Raw genomic sequence first — 25145 nt, 5'->3', positions numbered from 1 at the left:
CACGGGGCGCGGGCCGCGGGCCTTGCGGCGCGAGACCCGCGGGTCTCAGGGCTTGGCGGCGTGCCAGACCTGGTTCACGCCGTCGCCGGTGCGCTCGCCCGGCTTGCTGTCCTTGGCCCAGAAATACAGCGGTTTGCCCTTGTAGGCCCACTGCTTGCCGCCATCGTCGCGGGTGATGATGGACCAGTCGCCGACGGTCATGTCGTCCGCCTTGGCCATCAGCGGGGGCCAGTTCTTGGCGCAGGGGCCGTTGCAGGCGCTTTTGCCGGCGCTGTCCTTATCGAAGGTGTAGAGGGTCATGTCGTTGTGTCCCACCAGGACACCGTCCTTCACCATGGCCGGAGCCTGCTGGGCCGCAGCCAGGCCGGCCCCGCCCGCCAGGGCCAGGGCGAGTGCCACGGCCCGCAGGCTGCAAACGCCGGGCATGCGGGACATCGGCGCGGAGTGCAAAGTTCGGGAAGCTTTCATGGGGTCTGTCTCCTGTTGGATGGTCGAGTCAACCTGAAAGGGGGGACTTCTGAACAAGCGGTCCGATCATCGCGCTGCGAGAGGGCCTGCGGCAAGCCATCGGTTTCCTTTCGGTAGCTGTACAGCATTCGGCATGCCGGCCCCGGGTGAGGTCGATCGGGCGGGCGATAATGCCCCCATGTTCTTAGCCGACATTACCGGCCTCTTCCTGGCCTGGCTGGCGCGCCTGATCACGGGTGCCCAGGGCCACTGGAAGGGCTGCCCGCCGACTGCGGACCAGCGTATCTACTTTGCCAACCACCAGAGTCACTTCGATTGGGTGCTGATCTGGGCCTCGCTGCCATCGGAACTGCGGGCTCGCACCCGACCGATTGCCGCCCGGGACTACTGGACCGGCAGCAAGCTCCGCACCTGGCTGACCACCGCCGTTTTTAATGCCGTCTATGTGAGCCGCACCCGCGCCACGCCGGATGAAGATCCGCTGGAGCCCTTGGTGGATGCGCTGCAATCCGGCGACTCGCTGGTGATCTTTCCTGAAGGCACGCGCTCCAACAAGGGAGCGCCGCAGCCGTTCAAGGCGGGTCTCTACCATCTGGCCGAGCAGTTCCCCGATGTGGAACTCATTCCCACCTGGATTGACAACGTGCAACGCGTCATGCCCAAGGGCGAAGTGGTGCCCGTGCCCATCCTGTGCACGGTGACCTTCGGGGCCCCCTTGAAACTGGAGCCCGGTGAAGACAAACGCGCCTTTCTGGAGCGGGCGCGGACCGCCATCATGGCCCAGCGGCCGGGAGGGTGGAAGGAATGAGGTGGCTCAAGACGCTGACCACCAGCGAGCAGGTGGCCGCGCTGTTCGTGGTGCTGTTTGGCATGCTGATCCTGGTGAGCATCGGCTCCTTGTTGTGGTCCCTGCGGGAACGGCCGGAGCAGGACGACGTGCTTCAGCGCCGGGCGAAGTTCCGGCATGAGCTCAACATGGTGTGGGTGGGCGCCTGCCTGTTCTGGGCCGCCTGGGTGTCCGGTCCGGTGGGTGCGACGCTGCTGTTCGGCGTGTTCTCCTTCCTCGCCTTCCGCGAGTTCATCACGCTCTTGCACACCCGCCGCGCGGACCATCGCGGGCTGATCCTCGCCTTCTTCGTGATCCTGCCGCTGCAATACGTGCTGGTCGGCACCCGTCACTTCGACCTGTTCTCGGTGCTGATCCCGGTTTATGGGTTCCTCGCGATTCCGGTGGCCAGCGCGCTGGCGGACGACCCGGCGCGTTTCCTGGAGCGCAATGCCAAGATCCAATGGGGCATCATGGTGTGCGTCTATGGGCTCTCCCATGCACCGGCGCTGCTGCTGCTGGACATCCCGAAATACGAAGGGCGAGGCGCCTTCCTGCTGTTCTTCCTGGTGGCGGTGGTGGCCTGCGGCCAGATTGCGCAGCAGGTCGCCACCGGCAAGATGCGGGCACGGCCGGTGGCACGCCACATCAGCCGGTCGTTTTCGATGCGGGCCTGGTGGATCGGTGTCTTCACCGCCGCGCTGGTGGGGGCGCTGCTGTACTGGATCACCCCGTTCAAGGCCGGCCAGGCCGCCATCGCGGCGCTGGTGGCGGCCGGTTGTGGCAGCTTCGGCTCGTTCGTGATGCAGGCGCTCAAGCGCGATGCGGGGATCAACGCCTGGGGCAACCGCAGCGCCATCACCGGGGCGGTCGGGCTGCTGGACCGCATCGCCGTGATGTGTTTTGCTGCGCCTGTGTTCTTCCATTCGGTGCGCTGGTACTTCCGCACCCTGAGCTGACCCATCATGCGCATCCTCGGCATCGACCCCGGCCTGCAGACCACAGGGTTTGGCGTCATCGACGCGGACGGGCCGCGCCTGTCCTATGTTGCCAGCGGCACCATCAAGACCAGCAGCGTGGCCACCGGCGACCTGCCCGGGCGCATCAAGATCCTGTATGAAGGGGTGCGCGAGGTGGTGTCCCGCTACCAGCCGCAATGTGCAGCGGTGGAAATCGTGTTTGTGAACGTGAATCCGCAATCCACGCTGCTGCTGGGCCAGGCCCGCGGGGCGGCGCTGACGGCGCTGGTGTCCTGCGATCTGCATGTGTCGGAATACACCGCGCTGCAGATGAAAAAGGCCGTGGTGGGCCACGGCCATGCGAAGAAGGAGCAGATCCAGCTGATGGTGCAGCGTTTGCTGTCCTTGCCAGGTGAACCCGGCAAGGATGCGGCCGATGCCCTGGGGCTGGCCATCATGCATGCGCATGCGCGGGTGTCTTTTGAGGCGATGAGCCGCAGCACCACGCTGGAACGGCGCCAGCATGCGCAGTTCCGCAAGGGGCGCACCTACTGACCGCTGGCCCTCAGGTGATCTTGCGCATCAGGGCCATCAGGCGATCAAACGTCGCCCCATACGGCGGATAGAAGAGCCGTGTGCCTGCCAGCGCGGATTGATAGAACACCGGCTTGAGCTTGCTGAAGGTGTTGAAGCCCCACACGCCGTGATACGCGCCCATGCCGGATGCGCCCACGCCGCCAAAGGGCTGCTCCTCCTGGCCCAGGTGCCAGAGGCAGTCGTTGATGGTCACCCCGCCGGCATGGGTCTGCTCCAGCACGGTGGTGCGGGCGGTGTCATCGCTGCCGAACCAATACAGCGCCAGCGGGCGGTCGCCCTCGTTGATGTGGCGCACCGCCTCGGCCGGCGCGTCATAGGGGACGATGGGCAGCAGCGGGCCGAAGATCTCTTCGCGCATCACCGTCATGCCAGCGGTGGTGTCCAGCAGCAGGGTGGGCACGATACGGCGGTCGGTCGGCAGCTCGTCATGGCTGCGGCGGATGGTGGCGCCTTGTTGCTGGGCCTGCTCCACCAGCGCCAGCAGCCGCGCATGGTGGCGCGGGCTGACGATGGCGGTGTAGTCCGGATTGCCTGCGATGCGTGGATACAGCTTGCGAATGGCTGCGAGCAGGGCGTCAGCAAACGGTGCCACCAGCTCACGAGGCACCAGCGCATAGTCCGGCGCGACGCAGGTCTGGCCGGCATTGAGCAGCTTGCCGAAGGCGATGCGTTCGGCGGCCTGGGCGATGTCGGCGCTGCGGTCGATCACGGCCGGAGACTTGCCCCCCAACTCCAAGGTGACGGGTGTGAGGTTGCGGGCGGCGGCCTGTGCCACGGCGCGGCCGACCTGGGTGGAGCCGGTGAAGAAGAGATGGTCGAAGGGCAGTTCGGTGAAGGCACGGCCCACATCGGCATCGCCGGTGAGCACGGTCATTTCCTCCGGCGCGAAATACTGGGCGACAAGACGGGCCATCAGCGCGGAGGTGGCAGGTGTCAGCTCTGACGGCTTGATCATGACGCGGTTGCCGGCGGCCAGGGCCGCCAGGGCTGGCGCCATGGCGAGGTAATACGGATAGTTCCAGGGCGAGACGATGCCCACCACCCCCAGGGGCTGGGGCATGAGGCGGTTGCGGCCGGGCAGAAAGTGCAAGGCGGTGGGCGAGCGCTTGGTGGCCATCCAGGACTTGAGATGTTTCAGCGCGTGCCGGACACCGGATTCGACGGTGAAGAGGTCGGCCAGCAGGCTTTCCTGATGGGCGCGGTGGCCGAAGTCCTGGGCCATGGCGGCCTGCAGCTCGGCGCGGTGTTCGGTGGTGAGGCGCTCCAGACGCTCCAACCGGTCGCGGCGCTGCGCGAGGCTGGGCATGCGCTCCAGATCAAACGCGGCGCGCTGCTGTTCCAGCACGAGGCGCAGGCGCTCTGGAAGGCTTTGGTCCATGGTGTCCCTCTGAAGTTGTTGTGATGGCCAGGGCTCAAGCGTAAGGCCGGGAGCGGGCGTCGCCAAGCGGAGCAACCTGTGGGGCGCTGAAAATCGGGATAGGGGCAGCCCCTGGGCTGAACCCCTCCCACACCACCCGGCATGCGGGTCCGCACCGGGCGGTTCGAGAGCTTGAGGTCATGAGAGACGAGGCACGCCAAGGCGGTCGAACCAAGCCACCGTGAGCACGTTGTTGAGCGACTTCGCGCTGTTTCGCCACCAGCGGCGGCTATTCGCCGCCACGCGGTGGGCCACAGCAGGATTGGCCCCCAAGGCCCGCAACTGTCGGTAAATGGTCGGCCCGCGCTTCCACTGCTTGAGCTGGAGCGCCCGCAACCGGTGCCGCAGCCACTCGTCCAGCTCGCGCCAGACTTTGGGTGTCTGCGCCATCCGGAAGTAGCCCTTCCAGCCCAGCAGGTACGGCCGCAACCCTTGCACGACCTGTTCCATGCTGCGCCCGCCAGAGCGCCGTGTGAGTTGCCGGATGCGCGCCTTGAAGTCGTTCTGGGCCTTGACGGCCACCGCACACTTCACCTCCCGCCCCTTGGCCACCCACAGCTCATAACCCAGGAACTTGCGCCCGAAGGCGCTGCACACGGCACTTTTGGCTTCATTGATCTGAAGTTTCAGCTTGCCGTAGAGCCTCCTGAGCCAGGTCATCACCCGCTCACCGGCCTTCCTGCTGCCCACATAGACGTTGCAGTCGTCGGCGTAGCGCGCGAAGCAGTAGCCCCTCGCCTCCAGCGCCTTGTCCACCTCGTCGAGCAGCACATTGGCCAGCAGCGGGCTCAGCGGCCCCCCTTGCGGCGTCCCCTGGTCTCGCTCCACCTTGACCCCGCCATCCATGATCCCGGCGTTCAGGTACGCACGGATCAGCCGCAGCACGGCTGCGTCCGGGATGCGTCTCTTGAGCCGGTCCATCAGGATGTCGTGATTCACCCGGTCGAAGAACTTCGCCAGGTCCACATCCACCACCACGCGCTTGCCCGACTGCACGTAGGCCCGAGCAGCTCTCACCGCATCGTGCGCACTCCGTCCCGGTCGGAACCCGTGGCTGTGCTTGCTGAAGGTGCGATCGATCAGCGGTTGCAGCACTTGCAGCAGTGCCTGCTGGATCAGCCGATCCGTCACCGTCGGGATGCCCAGCTCGCGCAGGCTCCCATCTGGCTTGGGGATCATCACCCTGCGTACCGGCGATGGCCGGTACTTCCCCGCCAGCAGCGCCTGGCGAATCTGCGGCCAACTCGTTTGCAGCAGGCGACGCGTGTGCTCAATGTCGAGCCCGTCCACACCCGCCGCACCTTTGTTGGCCTTGACCCGCTTCCACGCCGCTTGCAGGCTCTCTCTTGTCAGCGCCGCCGCCAGCAAGGGACCCGCCCCAACCTCCGGTGTTGCCGACCCTGTGCCCGGGTGCTCACGGATCGGGCCGCAGGCTTCGTCGCTGGCAGGATCACGCCCGGCTTCACCGTGCGCTACGCCTGCACGCCCTGATGGCTCCGGCATCTGACGCTTGGCCTTTGACATTCCCGTGTCCTCGGTCACTCACTCTCGTTCGGTCCTTCGCCTCTCGCTGATGGCCTTGGCGACCCCGCTACCCAGCTACTACGACCTCTGCTGACTCCTCGCTCCGGCAGCGCCGTCGCCCTTTCAGGCATGAGGCGAGGTCTCCTCAGGTAAGAACGCACTCTTTCACTGCACAACCGCCGGATCTACACCGCCTCGCCTTGATCACGAGAGCTTCGCGGTTACGTGCCCGCTCACCCTGCTCGGCAGCGCCTTCTATCCGGTTCTTGTCCATCGGCTCGCAGCTTCGCTCCACGCTTCCTCCCCACACTCGGTCACCCTCATGCAGTTGCGCTTCACTTCGTTCGCTGTGATCAACTTACGGCGGGACTTGCACCCGCAAGAGTGCGCTCATGCTGAGCGCACACGAAAAAGCCCGCCAGAGGCGGGCTTGTTGTGGCATCTCGGCGCCTGCAAGACGCAGGCCCCAGGATTCGCTTGGATTAGAAGCGATAGCCGACGTTGATGGCGAAGCCGTCAACCTTCACGCCGTCCTTGTCGAAGTAGTTGGTGTAGTCCATCGAACCATACCACTGCTTGTTGAACTTGTAGGTCGCGCCCAGGCCCCAAGCCACATCGCTGTCGTTGGAGGTCAGGGTGGTGCCGGGTTCCGACAGCTGGATCTTCGACTTGGCCCAGCCCAGACGGCCGAACACTTCGAATTGCTCGTTCAGGGCGAACTTGGGCTTCAGGAAGGCGCCGTAGGAGTTCTTCACCTTGGCGGTGGTGATGTAGCCGTCGAACTTGTCGTCAGAGGCGCCGCCGGCGACCATCAGTTCCAGGGCCAGGTACTGGTGAGCGTCCCAGCCAGCGATAGCGCGAATGGCAGTGGGGTTGGCCTTGGGGGTTTCGGTGCCGAGGTCGACTTCGGTCTTGAGGAAGACATAGCCGAGTTCACCGTAGAAGGGCGAGGTGGCGGCCTTGGTCTGAGCTTGGGCAACGCCAGCGGCCATCAGAGCGGCGGCGATGAGGGCAATCTTCTTCATATGGATTCGATTCGGTAAAGCAGCACCCGACTGGTGCGGGAGCGAAAGGTATCAATAGCGACACAATGGGGTCAATGTCACTTTGCTACTTAAAGCCAACTAATCCACATCGAGTTGTGAGGGCGAGACGATGTGTGCGAGAGCGTGACAGTTGTATCCCTCTTCTGTGGGTCTTGTCTGTGCATCGCACTCCCGGTGCAGGTCTTCTGTCGTTGAAGCCTCTGCAGTCGAAACTGACCTGGAGTGGTCCGCGCTGATGCTTTTGACAGTGGAGACGGGCAAGACCTGACGCTCTCCTTGGGCTTGGAAGAAAAAGGGCCCGCGCAAGCCGTGCCTGGAATGAAAAAAGGCCCGCACAAGGCGGGCCTGACGACGATCGGAGCAGGGTGCCAGAAGTCATTGGACGTCTGGTTTCTCAATCATGATTCCGAGCTCAGTCGAGGTCGAATCAGCGTCCAATCAAAGGGAAATGGCTGCTGTATCCGGGCTGTATCCGGGCCGTATCACTGCCGTATCAGTGCCGGAAGTGCCGCACACCCGTGAACACCATGGCAATGCCGCGCTCATTTGCTGCAGCAATCACTTCGTCATCCCGCATGGAGCCGCCCGGCTGGATCACGCAGCTGGCACCGGCGTCGGCCAGCACATCCAGGCCGTCACGGAACGGGAAGAAGGCGTCGCTGGCCACGGCCGAAGCCTTGAGCGTCAAGCCCGCGTTGTCGGCCTTGATCGATGCGATGCGAGCGGAATCGATGCGGCTCATCTGACCCGCACCCACACCCAGCGTCATGCCGTCGCCACAGAAGACGATGGCATTGCTCTTCACATACTGCGCCACGGTCCAGGCAAACATCAGGTCCTGCAGTTGCTGCGCGGTCGGTTGCAGCGTGGTGACCACCTTGAGGTCAGCCTTCGACAGGAAATGGTTGTCGGCCGTCTGCACCAGCAGGCCCGAGCCCACACGCTTGACGTCCTGAGCATTGCGGCCCTGGTCCCACGGACGGTCACCGCCCGGAGGCAGCGCAATTTCCAGCAGGCGCACATTGGCCTTGCCAGCAAAGATCTGCCGCGCTTCCTCGCTGAACGACGGTGCCATCAGCACTTCTACAAACTGCTTGGCCACCAGTTGCGCCGCAGCGCCATCCACTTCGCGGTTGAAGGCGATGATGCCGCCGAAGGCGCTGGTGGGGTCGGTCTTGAAGGCCTTGCTGTAAGCCTCGGCCGCGTTGGGCGCCACGGCCACGCCGCAGGGGTTGGCATGCTTGATGATGACGCAGGCCGGGGCCTCGAAGCTCTTCACGCATTCCCAGGCCGCATCGGCATCGGCAATGTTGTTGTAGCTCAGTTCCTTGCCTTGCAGCTGCTTGCCCGTCACCAGCGAGCCGGGCGCCGGATAGAGGTCGCGATAGAGCGCGGCGGTCTGGTGCGAGTTCTCACCGTAGCGCAGATCCTGCACCTTGATGAAGCTGCTGTTCATCTGCGCGGGATAGGCGCAGAGCGAGCCGTCATCCTGACGCGCGCTCAGATAGTTGCTGATGGCTGCGTCGTACTGGGCAATGCGGTTGAACGCGGCGACCGAACAGGCGAAGCGCGTCTTGTCGCTGGTCTTGCCGTGGGTCTTCAGCTCTTCGAGCACCTGTGCATATTGCTGGGCATCGGTCAGGACGGTCACGTCCTTCCAGTTCTTGGCGGCGCTGCGCACCATCGCCGGTCCGCCGATGTCGATGTTCTCGATGGCATCTTCCAGCGTGCAACCGGGCTTGGCCACGGTGGCTTCGAATGGATACAGATTCACCGCCAGGATGTCGATGGTGGCAATGCCATGGTCCTGCAGGGCCTTCACATGCTCCGGCACATCACGGCGGGCCAGCAGGCCGCCATGGATCTTGGGGTGCAGCGTCTTCACGCGGCCATCCAGCATCTCCGGGAAGCCGGTGTGGTCCGCCACCTCGGTGACCGGAAGGCCAGCATCGGCCAGCAGCTTGGCGGTGCCGCCGGTGGAAAGCAGCTTCACATTCAGCGCATGCAGCGCCTTGGCGAAGTCGACGATGCCGGTTTTGTCGGAAACCGAGATCAGTGCGGTGAGTTGTGACATGGACAGTCCTTCAGAAAATTCTTTGCATCCGTGCGGCGGCGCTTCGCGCCGATCCACTAGATCAGTTTGTGTTCCACCAGCTTGCGCCGCAGGGTGTTGCGGTTGATGCCCAGCCATTCGGCGGCTTTGCTCTGGTTGCCTTCGCTGTGTTGCATCACCACTTCGAGCAGCGGCTTCTCCACCAGGCGGATCAGCATTTCATGCATGGAGTGGGGCGCCTCGCCGCCGAGATCCCGGAAATAGGCTTCCAGGTTCTCGCGTACGCAGGCCTCGATCGGTTTGGGCGTCATGCCGTGAGCCTTCTTTCTTCGTGTTCGCTGTTGTTGTCGTTGTTGTCGTCGGTGCCGCTGCTGCTGCCGTCGGTCTCGCCCTCGTCATTGGCGGCCGTGGCCAGATAGGGCAGGCGTTCATGGTCCTGCGCCAACGCGTCCAGCCAATGGCTGAGCGCGCTGACCTGGTCTTCGCAGCGCTCCAGCGCATTCATGCGGCGGCGGAAGTCTTCACCCCCCGGCAGTTCACGCACGGCCCAGCCAATGTGCTTGCGGGCGCTGCGCATGCCGGTGAGTTCACCGTACAGGTCGTAATGGTCGTGCAGATGCTCAATGAGCCATCGCTTGGCATCCGCGATGCGCGGCGCCGGCAGCAGCTCGCCGGTGTCCAGGAAGTGAGCGATCTCCGCAAAGATCCAGGGGCGGCCCTGGGCCGCGCGGCCAATCATCAGCGCATCGGCGCCGGTGGCAGCCAGCACCTCCCGCGCTTTGTGCGGGGTGCTGATGTCGCCATTGGCCACCACCGGAATGGACAGCGCGGCCTTGACCGCAGCGATCGTGTCGTATTCGGCATGGCCGCTGTAGCCCTGCTCGCGGGTGCGTCCATGCACCGTCACCATGGCCACGCCCGCCTGTTCTGCCGCACGGGCCAGCCGCACCGCATTCTTCTCGGCCTGGCACCAGCCGGTGCGCATCTTCAAGGTGACCGGTACACCGCGCGGGGCGCAGGCCGCCACCACCGCGTCAATGATCTCCAGCGCCAGCGCTTCGTCCTGCATCAGCGCGGAACCCGCCCACTTGTTGCAGACCTTCTTGGCGGGGCAGCCCATGTTGATGTCGATGATCTGCGCCCCGCGGTCAATGTTGTAGGCGGCCGCTTCGGCCATCATCTGCGCGTCGGTGCCGGCAATCTGCACCGAGATCGGCGCGGGCTCCCCGTCATGATTGGCCCGGCGCGAGGTCTTGAGGCTGTTCCACAGGTCCTTGCGCGAGGTCACCATTTCGCTCACCGCATAACCCGCTCCAAGCTTTTTGCACAGGACGCGAAAAGGCCGGTCCGTCACACCCGCCATGGGGGCAACGAACAATCGGTTGGGCAGACGATAAGGGCCCAGTGTCAGGGGACCGGGCGGTGGCGTGGGCATGGGGAACTGCACAAAAAAGAGGCAGAAGTATAGCGCTGTCACGCTAGCTGCCCCGTCCCTTGGGGGAGGGCTTTTGACGCAATCCTGGAGAGTTCGTCCCCTATCGGGGGGATCAGTGCCTCAGCGCCTCACGGCATCTGGGCATCAAGGCATCAAGGAGTCTGGCGCTTCCAGAGCTGGATGCCTTGCTCGATGAAGCGGTTCATCACCCGATCCTGGGACAGCTTGTAGATCGCCCGGGCCAGCCGGCCCCGCAACTCGGCGGAATTGCAGCGGGAGCGGTGAGACAAGGTGAGGTAGAGCCCCTCATGCGCCACGGCCGGCAGCAACGGGCGGATGCTGGCGCCGCCCGCACGTGCGGCATAGGCCTCGGCCGGTGTGTCTTCGTAGATGAAATAGTCCGCCCGCCCGCGCTGCAGCATCTGGATGGCCTGCTCCACGCTGGCCACCTGGGTGATCTTCAGCGATTGACGGGCGTATTGGTCGAACTCCACGCCGAAGCTGTTGTTGATGACCGTGACCCCCTGGTGCCCGGAGAGGTCACTCCAGCGCTTGAAGTTGAGCGATGAACTGCCCCGGGTGAACACCACTGACCGGGTCTCCCGGAAAGCGGGATGGAAGTAATCCATGTATTCGGTGCGTGGCAGGGTGAAGAATGCGCCTGCAATCAGGTCGATGCGGCCCGCACGGGCTTCTTCCTGCACGCGGGCCCACGGGCCCACATAGCGGGTTTCGATGGGAATGCCGATTTCGCGGGCCACCCATTGCATCAGCTCCGCATTGGCGCCCACCAGCCGCGAGTCGTCCTCGGTGGCGCGCCATAGGTAGGGCGGATATTCGGGATTGCCGGAGGCAATGAGCTGGGTGCAGGCCATGCCCGCCGCAGTGCTGTTGGGGGCGGGCATTGGGTTTGCCGATGGGCCCGTCACGGTGGGTGGGCTCGCCTGTGCCTGCGCATCGAGAGAAGACGTCACGGCCAGCACGGTCACCATCGTGGACACCACCGGGGAGACACCCAGCATCCACGGCGTGGCGAACACCGCACAGAGCCTCATCAGCGATGAAGCCCCAAGGCTGCGCAAAAACATGAAGACCTCAGTAATGACCTGACTGTTTCGGATAATCCCACGCATGGAAGCTTGGCTGCAACACATGATTGACCTGATGCTGGAGGCGCTCGCGCTTCCGCAAGTCGGGTTGGGGGCGGTGTTTGTGGTGGCCCTGGTTTCCGCCACGCTGCTGCCGCTGGGCTCGGAACCCTTGGTGCTGTTGCTGGTGCATCAAAAACCGGAACTTTTCTGGCCGGCGATTCTGGTGGCGACCGTGGGCAACACCATCGGCGGCGCCATCAGTTGGTGGATGGGGTGGGGCGCTGAGCGTGCCTATGAGGCCGCCGTCCATCACACCCCGCGGGACCAGCGTGTGCTGGGCTGGTTGCGGCGCTTTGGCGCCAAGGCCTGTTTGGTGTCCTGGCTGCCGATCGTGGGTGATCCGCTATGCGCACTGGCCGGGTGGTTGCGGCTGCCGTTCTGGCCTTGTGTCTTCTACATGGCCATCGGGAAGTTTGGTCGTTATGTGGTGATGACTGCGGTAGGGCTGTATGTCCTGCCGTGATGCTGGGATGCCCCACCTGGGGACCGCCTGAGCCCTTGGTGCGGCTGAGCTGAGACGCCATGAGGGGCAGCGCCGCCCAAAGGCTGCCGGGTTGTTGCATGAACTCCATACTTTCGGGGGAGTGTGGCGAAGGGGCCTGACGCCCCCACAATGCCAGGACGACCCGCCTCCGGGCGGCGCATCCCTAGTCACCCCGATCCCACCCTATCCGCAGCAGCGAGCCACAGGAGACCCCGCATGACCCCACCCGCCAGCACGCCGGCCTACGACGACCTGTGCCAGCGCCATCGGCGCAAGCACCGACTGCAGCATCTTCACGCCATGGCGTCCTGGGACCAGGCGGCCTTCATGCCGGCCGGTGGTGCGCCATCGCGGGCCGAGGCCCTGGCCGAAATGGATGGCTTGCTGCATCAACTGAGCACCGACCCGGCACTGAAGGACTTGCTCGACCGCGCCGAGCAGGAGCCGCTGGACGATGTACAGCGGGCCTCGCTGCGCGAAATGCGGCGGGTCTGGCGCTCGGCCAATGCATTGCCGCAGCGTCTGGTGGAAGCCAAGTCGCTGGCCAACTCTCATTGCGAGCATGCGTGGCGCAGCCAGCGCAAGGTGAATGACTGGGCGGGTTACGTGGAGAACCTGCGGCCGGTGGTGCGGCTCGCGCGGGAAGAGGCCCGGCTGCTGTCCGAGTCGAGCGGGTTGAGCCGTTATGACGCGCTGCTGGATCAGTACGAACCGGGCATGCGTTCGGCCGAGGTCGACCGGGTGTTTGGCGATCTGCGGCAATGGCTGCCGGGCCTGATCCGGCAAGTGATGGATCGGCAGGCCGGAGAGACCGTGCTGCAGCCGGAAGGGCCGTTTCCGGCAGCGGCGCAGCGGGCGCTGGGGCTGGATGCGATGACCTTGCTCGGGTTCGATTTCGAAGCGGGGCGGTTGGATGAGAGCACCCATCCGTTCTGCGGTGGCGTGCCGGAAGATGTGCGCATGACCACGCGGTATCGCGAGGACAGCTTTCTGCAGAGCCTGACGGGCACCATCCATGAGACGGGGCATGGTCGGTATGAGCAGAACCTGCCGCGCGCGTGGATGGGGCTGCCGATTGCAGCGGCGCGGTCGATGGGGCTGCATGAAAGCCAAAGCCTGTCGTTCGAGATGCAACTGGCGGCGCATCCCGGTTTTGCCGGTCTGCTGGAGCCGCTGGTGGAGCGGCATCTGGGTCAGCAGCCGGGGTTCAAGGCGCAGAACCTGCATCGGCTCATGACACGCGTGGCCCCGGGCTACATCCGTGTGGATGCGGATGAGGTGACCTATCCGGCGCATGTGATCCTGCGTTATGAGATTGAGCGTCCGCTGATGGAAGGCGAGATCGAGGTGGAAGACATCCCGGCCTTGTGGGACGCCAAGATGCAGGAGCTGCTGGGCCTGGATACGCGCGGCAATTTCCGCGACGGGCCCATGCAGGACGTGCATTGGGGGGCGGGGCTGTTTGGTTATTTCCCCTGCTACACGCTGGGTGCGATGTATGCGGCGCAGTGGTTTGCAACGATGCGACGGGAGCGGCCGACGCTGGATGAGGACATCGCCCAGGGGCGGCTGGGGCCGGTCTTTGATTGGCTGAAAGACCGCATCTGGCAGCAGGGCAGCCGGTGGGAGACGCCGGAGCTGGTGCAGCGCGCCAGCGGGGAACCACTGAACACCGCGCATTTCCGGCGGCATCTGGAGTCGCGGTATCTGGGGTGACGCCAACCGGCCGGGCGCGGTGAGCGCTCGGGCGGGCATGCAGCAAAAAGGGCATCCGGATGGATGCCCTTTTGCATGTGCCCTCGGGTGGGGCGGGAACTGCGCAGCACCCCGTGAGAGGTGTCCCAACGCGTCCTGCTGATGGATCAGGTGTTGCGGCGGCGGCGGCGCGAGAGCAGCGTGACCGTGCCCAGGCCTGCCAGCATGAGGGCGTAAGACTGCGGTTCCGGGACGGTGGAGATCACGGAGACGCTGACGTTGTCCAGGGAGGTGCCGTAGGAGTCGCTGCGGCCGATGCCGGCGAAGCTGAGGGTCATCACGTCACCAGTGCCCACAAAGGTGGTGGTGTAGGTGGCCCAGCTGGTGGAGGTGTTCTGACCCACGGTGCCGGAGAGGCTGCCCACGCTCCAGCTGATGCCGTTGCTGGCAGCGCCTCGGTTGTCGGGGCGGTTGGCGTAGGAGAAGCTGAGTTCGTAGGTGTAGCCGGCGACGGTGGCAAAGCTCTGGCTGATGCTGCTGTTGCCGGTGGAGTCGAGCTCGACGAAGTTCTGGCCGTCGAGCGCGCTGCCGGAGATGTTGTCGCGGACTTCGACGCCCTTGTTGCCCACGGTCCAGCCGTCAATGCTGCCAAAGTTGGCCCACGTTCCGTTGCGCAGGACGTTGGATTCGAAGCTGCCGTTGACGAGGAGGTTGTCGTCAGTGGCGGCAAAGCCGGCCAGGGGCAGGGCAATCAGGGTGGCGGCGATGAGGCGCTTCATGGCGTTTGGTGCAGTTTCTCTCGCGCAACGAGATGTCGCGTGTGTTGAGATGCGATTGTTCGGTGCCAGGGCTTGCGGGGCACCCCCCTGGGCGATGGGGGTGGGAGGGGGGATCGTGATGGAGTACACGCGGGGTTGCGCGTGGGGGGGCGTGGGTTGTTGTTGTTTGTGCGTATTTCGCCCGGGGTGGTTGGGGGCTGGTGGCGGGTTTGGTTTTGTCTTTGGAGGCTGCTAGGGCCTGCGGAGGCTGGCGCGTTGGCCGCGAGGGCGAGGGGCCTTTGCCTACGCAAAAACCCCTCGCCCTCCCGTCCCCGGTGTACCGAGGGGTGCTGCGAAGCGGCGTTTCGAGGCGGAGCGGTGTGGGGGGCGTGGAGGGTGTTGCGCTGCCAGGCCCTGCGGAGGCCGGCGCGTTGGCCGCGAGGGCGAGGGGCCTTTGCCTGCGCAAAAACCCCTCGCCCTCCCGTCCTCGGTGTACCGAGGGGTGCTGCGAAGTTGAGCCGTGTGGCGAAGTCGAGCCGTGCGGCGAGGGTTGAGTGAGGCGCCGAGCGTTTCTTCCTATGCGCACTGGTGGCCGAGCAACGCTCAGCGCTCAGCGCTCAGCGCTTGGCGCGAGTCGGCGTGGCAGGAGCCTTCTTGGCCGCAACGGGCTTCGTGGTCTTGGCCAGGGGCGTTGCCTTCTTGGCGCGGGGCGCTGCTGCTTTGGCCGACGGGGCGGCCGCCTTCGCCACATCCGCCACCTTGGCCGACTTGGGCCCTGCAGGCTTGGTCTTGGCCGCCTTGATCGGCTTGGCCGGCTTGACGGCCTTCTCCGCCTTGGCCGCCTTCACCGGCTTGACGGTCTTCGTGACCTTGGCCGTGGGCCATTCGCCACCACGCGCCTGCAGCGCCTGGGTCAAGGCGTCGAGACGGTCGTGGAGGATCTCCAGGTCCTTGGCGCTGGGCGCGCCAAGGCGGTGGAGCGCGCGGGCAACGCGGTCCTCAAAGATGGATTCCAGTTTGTCCCAGTGCTGGCCCGCACGGGTGCCGACTTCGCCCGCCATGTCAGACATGCGCGAAGCCACCGTCCCCAAGCGCTCCTCGGCGCTGGCCTGCGTTTTCTTCTGGAGGCGCTCTCCCTCGGCCGCCAGCGAGTCAAACGCTTTGCCACTGTTGTTCTGAGCCTTGGCAAATGCCGCCAGACCCGCCGACCAGATCTGCTGCGCCGATTCCTTCACCAATTGCCCGAACTGGCTGTCCAGCAGGCCCGGCCCCGCCGACGTGGCCTCCGCCGACGCGGCCTCCGCATGCGGCTGGCTGCCGGCAGTCTTCTTCACCTTCTTGACCATGGACATTCCTCGTGCAGTGCTTCAGCGCCTTGAGGCGCCACAGCCCGGACTATAGGACGCCTGGGCTCGTGGCGCGACACTCGCGCAGTCAGAGATCAAACCGCAGTTCAGCCGTGTAGCTGCGCTGCGGATACGGATGGAAGTTCCAGTATTGGTCGTTGTTCAGGTTGTCGATGCCCACCGCTGCACTCCATTGCCGGTTGAACCGATAGAGCACACGCGCATCCAAGGTGGCGAATTTGCTGACGCCCTGGTACGTGTCACCCTGAACATCCGCATTGTTGAGCGTCCGATACTGCCGTCCGCTGTAACGACCCGCCAGGGTGGCCGTCCAGCGCTCATCAAAGCGGTAGCTGGCCACCACCGTCGCCCGCCAACGCGGAATGTTGGGCTGCCATTTGCCCACCGTGTCGCCCGGCGTGACCACAAACCCCGCATTGCGCTTGATCTTGGAGTCGGCATAGGTGAGGCTGCCCGAGAGCTCCAACCCCTTCACCAGCCCGTCCGCACTCGACAAGGTCGCCTCCAGCCCCGTGGTGCTGATGTGGTCCACGTTCTGGACACGGCTGATTTTCTTGTTGGCCGTGGCATCCACCACGGTCTGCGAGTAGAGCGAGTCGTGGGTGTCCTCCGCAAAGAAGGTCATGCGCGAGGTCCATGGGCCCCAGTTGCTCTCTGCGCTGAGCTCGCCGGTCCAGGACTTCTCCGGCTTGAGATTCGGGTCGTTGATGTATTCTGAGTCCGTGGTTGATGTGGCACCGTACAGCTCAGAGACCGTGGGCATCCGCACCGCACGCCCCACCGATGCCTTGATCACCGTGTCCGGCCGCCATTGCCACGACAGCGCCGCCTTGGGAGAGAGCGCATTGACGGAGCGCGAGGCATACACCTTGGAGGAGGCCGATGAGAAATCGGTGCGGCCATCCGTGGCCGTCCAGTGCTCCGCCCGCAGGCCCAGCACGGCCTTCCAACGGTCCGACAGGCTCCAGGCGTCTTGCGCGTAGAGGCTTTGCAGCCGGGTGTCCCCCTGCACGTTGCTGGCCAGCGTGCCGGTGTCCTCAGTCAGGTAGTTGCCGCTCAAAGAGGTGGTGCGGTAGCGAAGTTCATAGCGCTCCTGCTGCGCACCCATCTCCACCACATGGTCTGCCGTCGGGCGCCAGGTGCCACGCAGGCTGACGGTCGTCCAGCCCGTGCCGTGGCCGTCCGCCAGCGTGCCCGGACCGCCAGTGAGCGCCTGGGGTTGCGGGTTGCTCGCAGCGTTCTGCCGCTTCTGATCTTTGCGGTAGTCGTATTGGCTGAGCGAGACCCCCCAGTCCCACACACCACCGGTATGGCTCAGCACCGAGAGCCCCTGCATGACATGCACCAGGTCCTCTCGCGTCACGGCAAAGTCCCCGCCCGTCAGCGCCTGGGAGCCGGTGTATTGCAATCCACCAAAGTTGACCGCGCCGCTGTAGACGGGATTTCCGTTGGCATCCTTGAGATAGCTCTTGGAGTTGCCGTCCGAGTTGTTCTGCCACACCCCCAGCAGGTAGCTGGCACGCACCGTCGGAGACAGGTCGTAAGCCAGCTTGAGCTTCACATGGTCTTGCCGGGTGTCGTATTGGGTGCCCGTGCCCAGCACGGACCAGGGCTGGTTGGCATTGTTGGCTCCCGCCACCGCACCGGTCACAGCCGTGCCACCACTGCCGGCCGTGCCCACGCTGCGCAGCCGCGTGGCAAAGGTCATGGGCTGGCCCAGGCTGTTGGTGTGGTTGAAGTTCACCCACCACGACCAGTCGCCCGATCGACTGCCCACCGAGGCACTGGTCTGCCACGCGTGTTCGTTCTCGTTGGTGTTGTAGAGCTTGAAGGGTTGCAGCACGTAGCTGGTTTTGACGTGCGCTTCAAAACGGCTGGGCAAACGCGTCAGGTAGTCCACCACCGCACCCACCGAGTTGCCAGGGTAGGCCGCCGAGAACGGGCCATACATGACATCCACCCGCTCGATCTCTTCCGGCGTGACCAGGTTCCACCGCGGCGGAAAACTCAGCCCACCCACCCCATTGCCAAGGAAGTTGGACAACAGGATGCCGTCGGCATACACCGCCGAGCGCGCACTGTTGCCCGTGCCCGAGGCACGGCTGGACAAGATGGCGTGGTTGTAGTCGCCGATGTAGCGCTTGCGCACCAGCAGGCTGGGAAAGTACTTCAGCGCATCTTCGCTGTCCGTGGCGTTGATCTGCCGGTTGATCTCGGCGGCGGTGATGCTCTCCGTGGTGGTCGGAATGTTCATCGGCCGGGAACTGGGCCGGCTGCCATTCACCACCACCATGCCGAGCTTCTTGACCGGCGTGTCCGCATCAGCCTGCGGAGCGGTCACAGGGGCGGAGCCAGTCTCCGTCTCGGAGCTGGTGGCGGCCGATGAGACGGTGGCCGCAGAAGGGATGGACGCCTGCGCATGCGCGGCAGGGGCGAAGGGATAAGCCGTGGCCAATGCGGCCATGAGCAAGGTCTTGTTCATGTGGATCCTGTCTGACGCGTTCGCTGCTCTCCGGGGCAGGACGCGGATGCATGAGAGGGACGGGCAGGCTCATCACCTGGCCATCCGGAACATCACAGGCTCGGTCAACGAGCCGTCAGGCAGAAAGAGGAGGGCCCCGAGCTTGGGCCGTGCGCCAGGCATGGAGCGTGGAGGGCGCCGAGAGAAAGGCCGGCGGTACATCACGCAGCGGCATCAGCGGCAGCACGACCAGCGGCGATGGGGGCATGCCCAGCGTGTCGGCATGCAAGGAGCAGTAAGGGCAGTGGCCCATGGGGTCTGCCGCGAAAGGTTGGCCGGGGCTTGGGGAATCGACCCCACCCAGGTCCGCATCAGCGGTCACACCTGCGTCTGCGTCTGCGTCTGCGTGTGCCTCCGCAGACAGACGGGCTCCGAGATCCACACCGACCCGTACCCACTTCGGACCCGTGGCGCCGCAGACCTCCAGCCACGCACGGTTCGCGCCCATGGCCTGCGACACCAGCGGTGCCAAGGACATCATCAGGAGGGCCAATAAGGCCACCCAGGAAGTGATGAACTTGGAACCGCGGGTCAGACGCATGGGCGGATTCTAGAGGGCTGCGCCTCCGGCACCCTCAGGGTTCGTTCAGAGCTCCAGCACGCTGATGGCCGTGGAGCAGGCCGCCGGTGTGCCGCCTCCGCGCACCACAAAGGGCATGTCGCTCCAGGGGCTGCCATCCTTCGGGCAACCGTCACGCAGGGTGCCGCCCGGGCATCCGCAGCCCTTGGACTTGACCAGCTTCTCCAAGGTCTGCGTGGCCTGCGGGCCCATCTTGGGCAGGTGCTGCGCAAACACGAGTTGCAGCGCCGTGGTCGGGGCCGGAGCGTCCGCCGCAGGCACCGGGCCGAAGAGGGTGGTGCTGGCCTGGGTGTCCCGCAGGGCCGCCGTGACCTTGCCCCCCTTCGCGCGGCGCAAGTAGTTGAGCGCCAGTTCCATCGCCGCATAACCACGGGCCGCCGACGGCGAGATCGGCTTGCGGAATGCCGCCGCATAGGTGTTGGCCACCTGGTCCCAGCGGGTCTTGTCAACGGCCAGGACCGGGCACAGCACCGCATCCACCCGCTCACTCAAGGTCGCTTCGAAATCCAGCCAGCAGGAGGTGCGCGCGCTGATGCGCAGCCCGGTCTCGCGGCGCAGTTCAGTGGCGATGCGTTCCGCTGCATACAACTCGATGCGGCCCAACTGCACCTGCAGTTCCTTGCCCGGCACGCGCTCGGCATTGCTGGAGATCAGCGGAATGCCGGCGGCCTTGAGTCGGTCCGCCCCATTGCCGATCTCGCACCAGTTGCCCAGCACGATGTCCACCTTGGCCTGGATCAGTTCTTCCGCCGCCAGCTCAGCCTTGCGTGCATCACAGGCGCTGTCCTTGACGATGAGCGTCGGTACCGAATCCCCGGGCCAGGTCTTGAGGGCCAGCGTCATGCCTTGCTGCAAGGCCTCGGCCTGCTGCACGCTGGGCCAACTGCCCGGAAGAATGACGCCAATGGTGGCCGCCCGCGCCGCTGTCCCCAGGCCCACCAGGCCCAGCGCCATCAGCACCGTCACCACCATCATCGGCCCCACTTGCGCACGCCGGCGCGCCGCACCGGACTCCTGAGATCGAACGCTCATCCCAATATCCCTCGCCATCTCGGCATTGTTTTTCGAGGGGCTCAGGTATCGCTTGTGTGCGCAATGCGGTCACCCAGGTTTTCCCGGGAGAAGGCCGCCCCACTGTCAGGGGGCGGTAAGGTTTCACGAATCGAGGGGCTATCAGAAACCCTGAAGCACCAGCTTGCCTTGCTGGCGTTGGCTCTCTTGCAGCTCGTGCGCGCGGCGCAGGGTCTGGGCGTTGATGGGGCCCAGCACCTCCGCCAGTGTGGTGCGCACCTGGCCCGCATCCACCAAGCCGGCCACCTCGGCCAGCAGGCGGCCTTGCTCCTGGATGTCGTGTGTGTTGAAGAGGCTGCGGGTGAACATCAGTTCCCAGTGCAGGGAGAGTGCTTTGCGCTTGAGGGCCATGACGTCCACATCGGTGCCGGCAAAGTCGTCAATCAGCGCCAACTGGCCTTGCGGTTCCAGCAGGTCCACCAGGTCGGCATAGTGGGCCGGCGTGTGGGTGAGGCTGGCCACATGGCGCACCGGCGGCACGCCCTGCGCCTGCAGCGCCGCGACTTGCGGAGCCAGCGGCTGGCGGTGGTTGATCACGTGGTGAGCCCCCAATTCACGCAGCCAGTCGCCGCCAGCACCGTCCGGGTCGGAGCTGGTGCCAATCACGGTGAGGTGGGCGCATTGGCGGGCCAACTGCACCAGGATGGACCCCACGCCGCCGGCAGCGCCAGTGACCAGCAGGCTGACCTCGCGGGTGTCGCGGCGGACCTGCAGACGGTCATGCAGCATTTCCCAGGCGGTGATGGCAGTCAGCGGGAGCGCGGCCGCTTCGGCATCACTCAGGGATTGAGGCGCCTTGGAGACGATGCGGTGATCCACCGCCTGGAACTGGGCATTGCTGCCGGGGCGGGTGAGGTCACCCGCATACCAGACCCGGTCACCCACGGCAAAGCCAGTCACCTCAGGACCCATGGCCCGCACATGGCCCACAGCGTCCCAGCCCAGCACCACCGGTTCGCCCTCGGCAGCCGGGCGGTTCTTGCGGATCTTGGTGTCGACCGGGTTCACCGCCACCGCACGGATTTCCACCAGCAGATCCTTGGGGCCCGCCATGGGCATCGGCAGATCCAGATCAATCAGCGACTCAGGCTCGGTGATGGGCAGATTCTTGAGATAACCAACAGCTTTCATGGGAACTCCGGAGATGGGGTGGGTTGTCAGAAGGAATGGCCGTCATCCTCCGCTTTTGGGCACAATCAATGAAGCTAGTCAAATTGCTATCAGTTTCAAATGGAAATTGAAAATACGGCGGAACTGCGCCTGCTGGTGGAATGCGCACGTGGCGGCAGCCTGACTGCCGCCTCCAAGGTGATGAACATCACCCCGGCGGCGGCCAGCGCCATGTTGAAGAAGCTGGAAGCCCGGCTGGGCGCGCGTCTTGTGGAGCGCAGCACCCGTGCGCTGCGGCTCACCGCCTCAGGCGAGCGGATGCGGGACTATGCGCAGCGTGCGCTGGAGCTGCTGGAAGAAGGGGTGGCGCAACTGCATGAGGGCGAGCCGGGCGGCGCCAGGCTGGCCGGGCTGGTGTTGCGCGGGCGCATTCGCATGAGCGCCTCCAGCGACCTCACCCGGCGCGTGGTGCTGCCGCTGCTGGACAGCTTCCTGGAGCGTCATCCGGGCGTGGAACTCCACCTCAATGTGGGCGACGGCTTGCAGGATGTGGTGCGGGACGAGGTGGATATCGCCTTGCGGTATGGGGAACTGGCCGATTCGCGTCTGGTGGCCCGGCGGCTGTTCGACGGTCGCCGCCTGCTGGTGGCCTCACCGGACTATCTGCGCCGCCATGGCCGGCCGCAGCGGCCGGAGGACCTGAGCAGCGGCCATGAGTGCATCCGCTTCAAGATCGGTGACCGGCTGGAGCGGCAGTGGCGTTTCTGGCGGCGCGACCAACTGCCGGGGCCGGCCGTGGACGTGGCCGTGCAGGGGCAGCGCAGCGCCGACGATGGCGGCATTGCCCATCTGTGGGCACTCGAGGGCCGCGGGCTGACCTACAAGAGCGAACTGGATGTGCGCGCAAGCCTGGCCAGCGGCGCCCTGGTGGATGTGCTGCCCGACTGGGTGGGGCGGCCGATGCCTTTGCATGCGTTGATGCCCAGCCAGCGCTTCATGCCGCAACGCATCAAGGCGCTGGTGGATCATCTGGCGGCCGGGCTGGCTCAGTGCTGATGCCCGGCATGGCCGGAGTGGTCATCCTTGGCGGCGGCCCCCAGCGCCTTCACACTGGCCTTGATCTGCACCGTCTCGCGCTTCTGGTCCGCACCTTCGAACACCAGCGTGAAGGGCACCTGATCCCCTTCCTTCACCGGGCCTTTCAGGTCCATCAGCATGACGTGATAACCCCCGGGCTTGAGTTCCACCGGCTTGCCGGCCGGCAGCTCCAGGGCGGGGACGGCACGCATGCGCATGACGGGGCCGTCCATCGCCATTTCGTGCACTTCCACAATGCCCGCCACCGGTGTGCTCACCGACACCAGCTTCACAGCCTTGGGGGACTGCAACTGCATGAAGGCGCCGGTGGACGATTGCTGGGCCACGGTGGCGCGCACCCAGGGCGCGGTCACCTTGACCTGGGCCAGCACGGGGCCGGCCACGGCCAGCAACAGGGCGGGGACGGCCACGCGCAGAACGGACAAGGACGGAAGCATCTTCATGAGGGACCTGCCTGCAGGGATGAATGACGCAGGCAAGTATCGGGCATCCGCCCTGGCCCCGTGCTGATGTCGGTCAGTCCAGGTAGCCCAGCGAGCGCAGGCTGTCCTTGACGACGGCTTCGCGCTTGGGGCCGAGGGAGCTCTTCAGCATGTCCATGTTGAGGGCGAAGTAGATGGGGCGCGGGTCACGGTCGCGCTCCAGCCATCCCACGAACCAGCCGATGGCGGGCTCCGAGCTGGTGCTCCAGCCGGTCTTGGCGTAGAGCGTCCAGCCGGGGCCCGTGTCGCGTCGCATGACCGTGCGGGCGGTGGCGTAGGTGGAGTCGGAGAGGGGCAGTTCGCGGTCATGCAGGCGCCGCAGGAATTCAATCTGGCCCACGGCGCTGATGCGCAGGTCTCCCTCCAGCCAGAAGGTGTCTCCCACCGGACCGGCTTTGGCATTGCCATAACGGAAGTCGTAGAGGAATTGCTGCACGGTGGGCTGGCCCACGGTACGGGCCAGGTGCTGGAAGACCCAGACGGCGGAGACCTTGTAGGCGGACGCCAGGGTCTGGTCGCGATTCCAGTCCGGCATGCTGCGCTTCTTGCCGTCCCACTGGAAGCTGGTGTTCTCGTCCTGGGCCACGCCGGTTTCCAGTGCGATGAGGGACATGGGGATCTTGAAGGTGGAGGCCGGGACATATCCGGCATAGGCCCGGACAGCGTCCGAGGCCATCCATTGCCGCGAGCTGCTGTCCATCAGCACCAGCGTGCCGTGGGTGTTGAGGGCGTTGAAGCCGCGCTGCAGCTCGGGGCGTGTGGTCCATCGTTCGCGGCGGTCGGCGTCGGCGTCGGCCTTGCGGCTGTTGGTGGTCGAGGGCGTGGGGGTGGGGGTGGGGGTGGGGGTGGCCGTGCTGCCATCGGCCTGGGCCGTGGCGGCATTGCAGCCGCCGAGGACGAGGCAGGCACCGGCAAACAGGGCAGCGAGAGGGTGGCGTGGCAGGCGTTGAAGCATGGTGTTGAAGCGCTCGTGGCGGCAAGTGTGTCGAGGGCTTCAGTGTTGTGCGCAGCGGCCTTGCCCGGGCGCTCAAGTGCGGTTACGCGCGTTGCGGTTGCGGGCTCAGGGCATCGGCTTCATCGAGGTAGCGCTGGCGGGCTTGCGGGTCGCGCAGCTTGCGGGCCTGCAGGCGCGCCTGGCGGATGAGGTCGGCCGCGCTGAAGCTGTCGCATTCCGCCGCCGCATGGCGGGCCCAGAGCAGCAGAAAGGCGCAGCGCTGGTCAGCCGGAATCTGCGATTGGCGCCCCCGGCAGGCGTCCCATCGCTGCGCGGCAAGGGCGGCGTAGGAGTCGGCTTGCAAGGGCTGTCCTGCGTCTTCGGCCAGGCGGCGCAGCACGGCAAAACGCAAGCCGCCAAGGCCGCACAGGCGCAGCAGAAAGATGGTGTTGAGCAGGGAACTGCGGCCCAATTGCCAGCGGGTGCAGATGACGTCGCTGAGCAGCAGCCACCGCAGTGCTTCCTGCACGCTGGCCGCGCTGTCGAGCAGGCCGGCATGAGAGAGCTGCCCGATGCCGTGCGCGAGGTTGGCGGCGCAGATCTGCAGCGCATCGGGCAGGCCGGCGAGTGAGGCACTGCGCAGGGCGTCGCCCAGCGCGGCCAGGGAGGCGGCGGCGAGCGCGGGGTCGGATTGCGCCAGAGCGAGCTCCCGCAGGGCAATGCCGCGAAGGTTGCCGTGGTCGCAGCGGAGGGTGGGGTCAAAGGCCAGCGCGTTGGGGGGCACCTCTTCCAGCCGCGCCAGCGCCGCAGCGGGCTGGCCCAGGCTCCCATACCAGTGCCACGCCGCAAGGATGGCGATGCGGGCCTGGAGTTGCAGGCGTTCGGGGGCGGGGAGGCGCGGGTCGTTGAGGGTGTGGGAGAGGTCGCGCAGCTCATCCTGCAGGGCGCCCCAGTCCCCAAGGCGTCGGGCGATACGGGCACGGCGCCAGCCCAGTGCCGCGGCGGCCAGCGGGTCGTGGGGGGGCTGGTGCGGGGCGGCTTGTTGGAGGGCAAGCCGGGCAGGGTAGAGCTCGCCACGGTCGAGCAGGTGGTCGGCGCGGGCAAGCGCTTCGGTGTAGGCCCAGGGGATGAGGGGGGGGGAGCGGCCGGGGGCTGGGGCAGGCGTTGGCCCAGCCAGTCGGCAAGGGCAGCGCCCTGGGCCGGCGCGCCGCTGTCGAGATGGAAGCTGCAGCGGGCCAGCAGCGGCTGGTGCAGCCAGAAGGGGCCACCACTGGGGGTTTGAGCGGCAATGAGCGCACTGAGCGGCGTCTCCGCCAGTTGGGCCATGGCTCGCCACACCTGCGTGCGGTGAAGTTCGGCCATGCCCGCCATGCGGGCGCAGAGGTCGGCGCGGCTGCAAGGGCTGTCTCGGCGGGCCAGGCCTTCTTCGTGCGCCTGGAGCAGCGCGGCGATCAATCTGGGCAGCAGGCGGCTGCGCAGGAGCGGCGCGTCTGCACCCAGGCGGACCCCCGTGGGGTGAAGTTCGACGCGCAGGGTGGGGGTGTGGGCAGTGACAGTGGCAGGCATCGG

23 protein-coding genes are annotated in these 25145 nt (G+C 65.8%); 6 read left to right on the top strand and 17 right to left on the bottom strand.

Annotated features, from left to right (window positions below; all coding sequences use genetic code 11):
- Positions 1 to 45: 45 nt before the first annotated feature.
- Entirely contained in the window at positions 46 to 435 is a 390-nt protein-coding gene (locus OU995_RS26280) for a hypothetical protein (RefSeq protein ID WP_267836391.1), read from the bottom strand.
- A gap of 211 nt (positions 436 to 646) precedes the next feature.
- Between OU995_RS26280 and OU995_RS26275 the strand changes: the two genes are divergently transcribed.
- The 3 genes from OU995_RS26275 to ruvC are packed head-to-tail and all read left to right on the top strand — an operon-like array spanning position 647 to position 2808.
- Positions 647 to 1276 (top strand): lysophospholipid acyltransferase family protein, encoded by a 630-nt coding sequence (locus tag OU995_RS26275; protein WP_267833110.1) that lies wholly within the window; start codon positions 647 to 649, stop codon positions 1274 to 1276.
- Positions 1273 to 2253, top strand: a complete 981-nt coding sequence (locus tag OU995_RS26270) for a phosphatidate cytidylyltransferase (protein ID WP_267833109.1) — start codon at positions 1273 to 1275, stop codon at positions 2251 to 2253. The genes OU995_RS26275 and OU995_RS26270 overlap by 4 nt, the downstream gene beginning before the upstream one ends.
- Positions 2254 to 2259: 6 nt before the next feature.
- Positions 2260 to 2808 carry a crossover junction endodeoxyribonuclease RuvC gene (gene ruvC / locus OU995_RS26265; protein WP_267833108.1) on the top strand — a complete coding sequence of 183 codons (549 nt, stop codon included), beginning with the start codon at positions 2260 to 2262 and terminating at the stop codon, positions 2806 to 2808.
- Between the two features lie 10 nt (positions 2809 to 2818).
- Here ruvC and OU995_RS26260 read toward each other — a convergent pair whose 3' ends face one another.
- The 7 genes from OU995_RS26260 to OU995_RS26230 all read right to left on the bottom strand — a co-directional run bounded on the left by OU995_RS26260 (position 2819) and on the right by OU995_RS26230 (position 11413).
- Positions 2819 to 4228 carry a coniferyl aldehyde dehydrogenase gene (locus tag OU995_RS26260; RefSeq protein ID WP_267833107.1) on the bottom strand — a complete coding sequence of 470 codons (1410 nt, stop codon included), beginning with the start codon at positions 4226 to 4228 and terminating at the stop codon, positions 2819 to 2821.
- Positions 4229 to 4405: 177 nt separating this feature from the next.
- Entirely contained in the window at positions 4406 to 5791 is a 1386-nt protein-coding gene (gene ltrA / locus OU995_RS26255; RefSeq protein WP_267833106.1) for a group II intron reverse transcriptase/maturase, read from the bottom strand.
- Positions 5792 to 6273: 482 nt separating this feature from the next.
- Entirely contained in the window at positions 6274 to 6816 is a 543-nt protein-coding gene (locus OU995_RS26250) for a porin family protein (protein WP_267833105.1), read from the bottom strand.
- Positions 6817 to 7330: 514 nt separating this feature from the next.
- Positions 7331 to 8911: a bifunctional phosphoribosylaminoimidazolecarboxamide formyltransferase/IMP cyclohydrolase gene (gene purH, locus OU995_RS26245; RefSeq protein ID WP_267833104.1), complete on the bottom strand. Its 1581-nt coding sequence runs from the start codon at positions 8909 to 8911 to the stop codon at positions 7331 to 7333.
- Between the two features lie 56 nt (positions 8912 to 8967).
- The gene (locus tag OU995_RS26240) at positions 8968 to 9201 is read right to left on the bottom strand and encodes a helix-turn-helix domain-containing protein (protein ID WP_058934140.1); all 234 of its coding nucleotides are present in this window, start codon (positions 9199 to 9201) and stop codon (positions 8968 to 8970) included.
- A complete protein-coding gene (gene dusB / locus OU995_RS26235; protein ID WP_267833103.1) occupies positions 9198 to 10325 on the bottom strand; it encodes a tRNA dihydrouridine synthase DusB in 1128 nt (375 codons plus the stop codon). Before dusB ends, OU995_RS26240 begins: the two co-directional genes overlap by 4 nt.
- 152 nt (positions 10326 to 10477) lie before the next feature.
- A complete protein-coding gene (locus OU995_RS26230; RefSeq protein WP_267833102.1) occupies positions 10478 to 11413 on the bottom strand; it encodes a substrate-binding periplasmic protein in 936 nt (311 codons plus the stop codon).
- Positions 11414 to 11456: 43 nt separating this feature from the next.
- On the opposite strand from OU995_RS26230, the gene OU995_RS26225 reads away from it, so the two are divergent.
- Positions 11457 to 11939 carry a YqaA family protein gene (locus tag OU995_RS26225; protein ID WP_267833101.1) on the top strand — a complete coding sequence of 161 codons (483 nt, stop codon included), beginning with the start codon at positions 11457 to 11459 and terminating at the stop codon, positions 11937 to 11939.
- Between the two features lie 237 nt (positions 11940 to 12176).
- Positions 12177 to 13676, top strand: coding sequence for a carboxypeptidase M32 (locus tag OU995_RS26220; protein WP_267833100.1), 1500 nt, complete (start codon positions 12177 to 12179; stop codon positions 13674 to 13676).
- Between the two features lie 146 nt (positions 13677 to 13822).
- On the opposite strand, the gene OU995_RS26215 is transcribed toward OU995_RS26220, so the two are convergent.
- From OU995_RS26215 to OU995_RS26190, 6 genes are all read right to left on the bottom strand, one after another.
- Positions 13823 to 14434 (bottom strand): DUF642 domain-containing protein, encoded by a 612-nt coding sequence (locus tag OU995_RS26215; RefSeq protein WP_267833099.1) that lies wholly within the window; start codon positions 14432 to 14434, stop codon positions 13823 to 13825.
- Positions 14435 to 15030: 596 nt separating this feature from the next.
- Positions 15031 to 15759 (bottom strand): phasin family protein, encoded by a 729-nt coding sequence (locus OU995_RS26210; RefSeq protein WP_267833098.1) that lies wholly within the window; start codon positions 15757 to 15759, stop codon positions 15031 to 15033.
- Between the two features lie 88 nt (positions 15760 to 15847).
- The gene (locus OU995_RS26205) at positions 15848 to 18262 is read right to left on the bottom strand and encodes a TonB-dependent receptor (RefSeq protein WP_267833097.1); all 2415 of its coding nucleotides are present in this window, start codon (positions 18260 to 18262) and stop codon (positions 15848 to 15850) included.
- A 115-nt stretch (positions 18263 to 18377) separates the two neighbouring features.
- On the bottom strand, positions 18378 to 18842 hold the full coding sequence (locus OU995_RS26200) for a DUF2946 family protein (RefSeq protein WP_267833096.1): 465 nt from the start codon (positions 18840 to 18842) through the stop codon (positions 18378 to 18380).
- A gap of 45 nt (positions 18843 to 18887) precedes the next feature.
- Positions 18888 to 19913 (bottom strand): ABC transporter substrate-binding protein, encoded by a 1026-nt coding sequence (locus tag OU995_RS26195; protein WP_267833095.1) that lies wholly within the window; start codon positions 19911 to 19913, stop codon positions 18888 to 18890.
- A gap of 141 nt (positions 19914 to 20054) precedes the next feature.
- Positions 20055 to 21083, bottom strand: a complete 1029-nt coding sequence (locus OU995_RS26190; protein WP_267833094.1) for a zinc-binding alcohol dehydrogenase family protein — start codon at positions 21081 to 21083, stop codon at positions 20055 to 20057.
- A gap of 99 nt (positions 21084 to 21182) precedes the next feature.
- Here OU995_RS26190 and OU995_RS26185 point away from each other — a divergent pair, with 99 nt between their 5' ends.
- On the top strand, positions 21183 to 22118 hold the full coding sequence (locus tag OU995_RS26185; protein ID WP_267833093.1) for a LysR family transcriptional regulator: 936 nt from the start codon (positions 21183 to 21185) through the stop codon (positions 22116 to 22118).
- Here OU995_RS26185 and OU995_RS26180 read toward each other — a convergent pair.
- The 3 genes from OU995_RS26180 to OU995_RS26170 all read right to left on the bottom strand — a co-directional run bounded on the left by OU995_RS26180 (position 22109) and on the right by OU995_RS26170 (position 24912).
- A complete protein-coding gene (locus tag OU995_RS26180; protein WP_267833092.1) occupies positions 22109 to 22603 on the bottom strand; it encodes a copper chaperone PCu(A)C in 495 nt (164 codons plus the stop codon). The genes OU995_RS26185 and OU995_RS26180 overlap by 10 nt on opposite strands.
- Before the next feature lie 73 nt (positions 22604 to 22676).
- The gene (gene blaOXA, locus OU995_RS26175) at positions 22677 to 23597 is read right to left on the bottom strand and encodes a class D beta-lactamase (RefSeq protein ID WP_267833091.1); all 921 of its coding nucleotides are present in this window, start codon (positions 23595 to 23597) and stop codon (positions 22677 to 22679) included.
- A gap of 82 nt (positions 23598 to 23679) precedes the next feature.
- Positions 23680 to 24912 carry a hypothetical protein gene (locus tag OU995_RS26170; protein ID WP_267833090.1) on the bottom strand — a complete coding sequence of 411 codons (1233 nt, stop codon included), beginning with the start codon at positions 24910 to 24912 and terminating at the stop codon, positions 23680 to 23682.
- Positions 24913 to 25145: the final 233 nt, after the last annotated feature.

The organism is Roseateles sp. SL47 (genome assembly GCF_026625885.1).
In the GTDB taxonomy this organism is placed as follows: Bacteria; Pseudomonadota; Gammaproteobacteria; order Burkholderiales; family Burkholderiaceae_C; genus Roseateles.
Note: the sequence above shows the minus strand (reverse complement) of the source record. Positions and strands in the feature narration are given on the sequence as shown.

Bases quoted from the DNA above. Each gene is read 5' to 3' on its own strand.
- OU995_RS26280 (WP_267836391.1), bottom strand. From the start codon at position 435: ATGTCCCGCATGCCCGGCGTTTGCAGCCTGCGGGCCGTGGCACTCGCC.
- OU995_RS26275 (WP_267833110.1), top strand. From the start codon at position 647: ATGTTCTTAGCCGACATTACCGGCCTCTTCCTGGCCTGGCTGGCGCGC.
- OU995_RS26270 (WP_267833109.1), top strand. From the start codon at position 1,273: ATGAGGTGGCTCAAGACGCTGACCACCAGCGAGCAGGTGGCCGCGCTG.
- ruvC (WP_267833108.1), top strand. From the start codon at position 2,260: ATGCGCATCCTCGGCATCGACCCCGGCCTGCAGACCACAGGGTTTGGC.
- OU995_RS26260 (WP_267833107.1), bottom strand. From the start codon at position 4,228: ATGGACCAAAGCCTTCCAGAGCGCCTGCGCCTCGTGCTGGAACAGCAG.
- ltrA (WP_267833106.1), bottom strand. From the start codon at position 5,791: ATGTCAAAGGCCAAGCGTCAGATGCCGGAGCCATCAGGGCGTGCAGGC.
- OU995_RS26250 (WP_267833105.1), bottom strand. From the start codon at position 6,816: ATGAAGAAGATTGCCCTCATCGCCGCCGCTCTGATGGCCGCTGGCGTT.
- purH (WP_267833104.1), bottom strand. From the start codon at position 8,911: ATGTCACAACTCACCGCACTGATCTCGGTTTCCGACAAAACCGGCATC.
- OU995_RS26240 (WP_058934140.1), bottom strand. From the start codon at position 9,201: ATGACGCCCAAACCGATCGAGGCCTGCGTACGCGAGAACCTGGAAGCC.
- dusB (WP_267833103.1), bottom strand. From the start codon at position 10,325: ATGCCCACGCCACCGCCCGGTCCCCTGACACTGGGCCCTTATCGTCTG.
- OU995_RS26230 (WP_267833102.1), bottom strand. From the start codon at position 11,413: ATGTTTTTGCGCAGCCTTGGGGCTTCATCGCTGATGAGGCTCTGTGCG.
- OU995_RS26225 (WP_267833101.1), top strand. From the start codon at position 11,457: ATGGAAGCTTGGCTGCAACACATGATTGACCTGATGCTGGAGGCGCTC.
- OU995_RS26220 (WP_267833100.1), top strand. From the start codon at position 12,177: ATGACCCCACCCGCCAGCACGCCGGCCTACGACGACCTGTGCCAGCGC.
- OU995_RS26215 (WP_267833099.1), bottom strand. From the start codon at position 14,434: ATGAAGCGCCTCATCGCCGCCACCCTGATTGCCCTGCCCCTGGCCGGC.
- OU995_RS26210 (WP_267833098.1), bottom strand. From the start codon at position 15,759: ATGGTCAAGAAGGTGAAGAAGACTGCCGGCAGCCAGCCGCATGCGGAG.
- OU995_RS26205 (WP_267833097.1), bottom strand. From the start codon at position 18,262: ATGAACAAGACCTTGCTCATGGCCGCATTGGCCACGGCTTATCCCTTC.
- OU995_RS26200 (WP_267833096.1), bottom strand. From the start codon at position 18,842: ATGCGTCTGACCCGCGGTTCCAAGTTCATCACTTCCTGGGTGGCCTTA.
- OU995_RS26195 (WP_267833095.1), bottom strand. From the start codon at position 19,913: ATGAGCGTTCGATCTCAGGAGTCCGGTGCGGCGCGCCGGCGTGCGCAA.
- OU995_RS26190 (WP_267833094.1), bottom strand. From the start codon at position 21,083: ATGAAAGCTGTTGGTTATCTCAAGAATCTGCCCATCACCGAGCCTGAG.
- OU995_RS26185 (WP_267833093.1), top strand. From the start codon at position 21,183: ATGGAAATTGAAAATACGGCGGAACTGCGCCTGCTGGTGGAATGCGCA.
- OU995_RS26180 (WP_267833092.1), bottom strand. From the start codon at position 22,603: ATGAAGATGCTTCCGTCCTTGTCCGTTCTGCGCGTGGCCGTCCCCGCC.
- blaOXA (WP_267833091.1), bottom strand. From the start codon at position 23,597: ATGCTTCAACGCCTGCCACGCCACCCTCTCGCTGCCCTGTTTGCCGGT.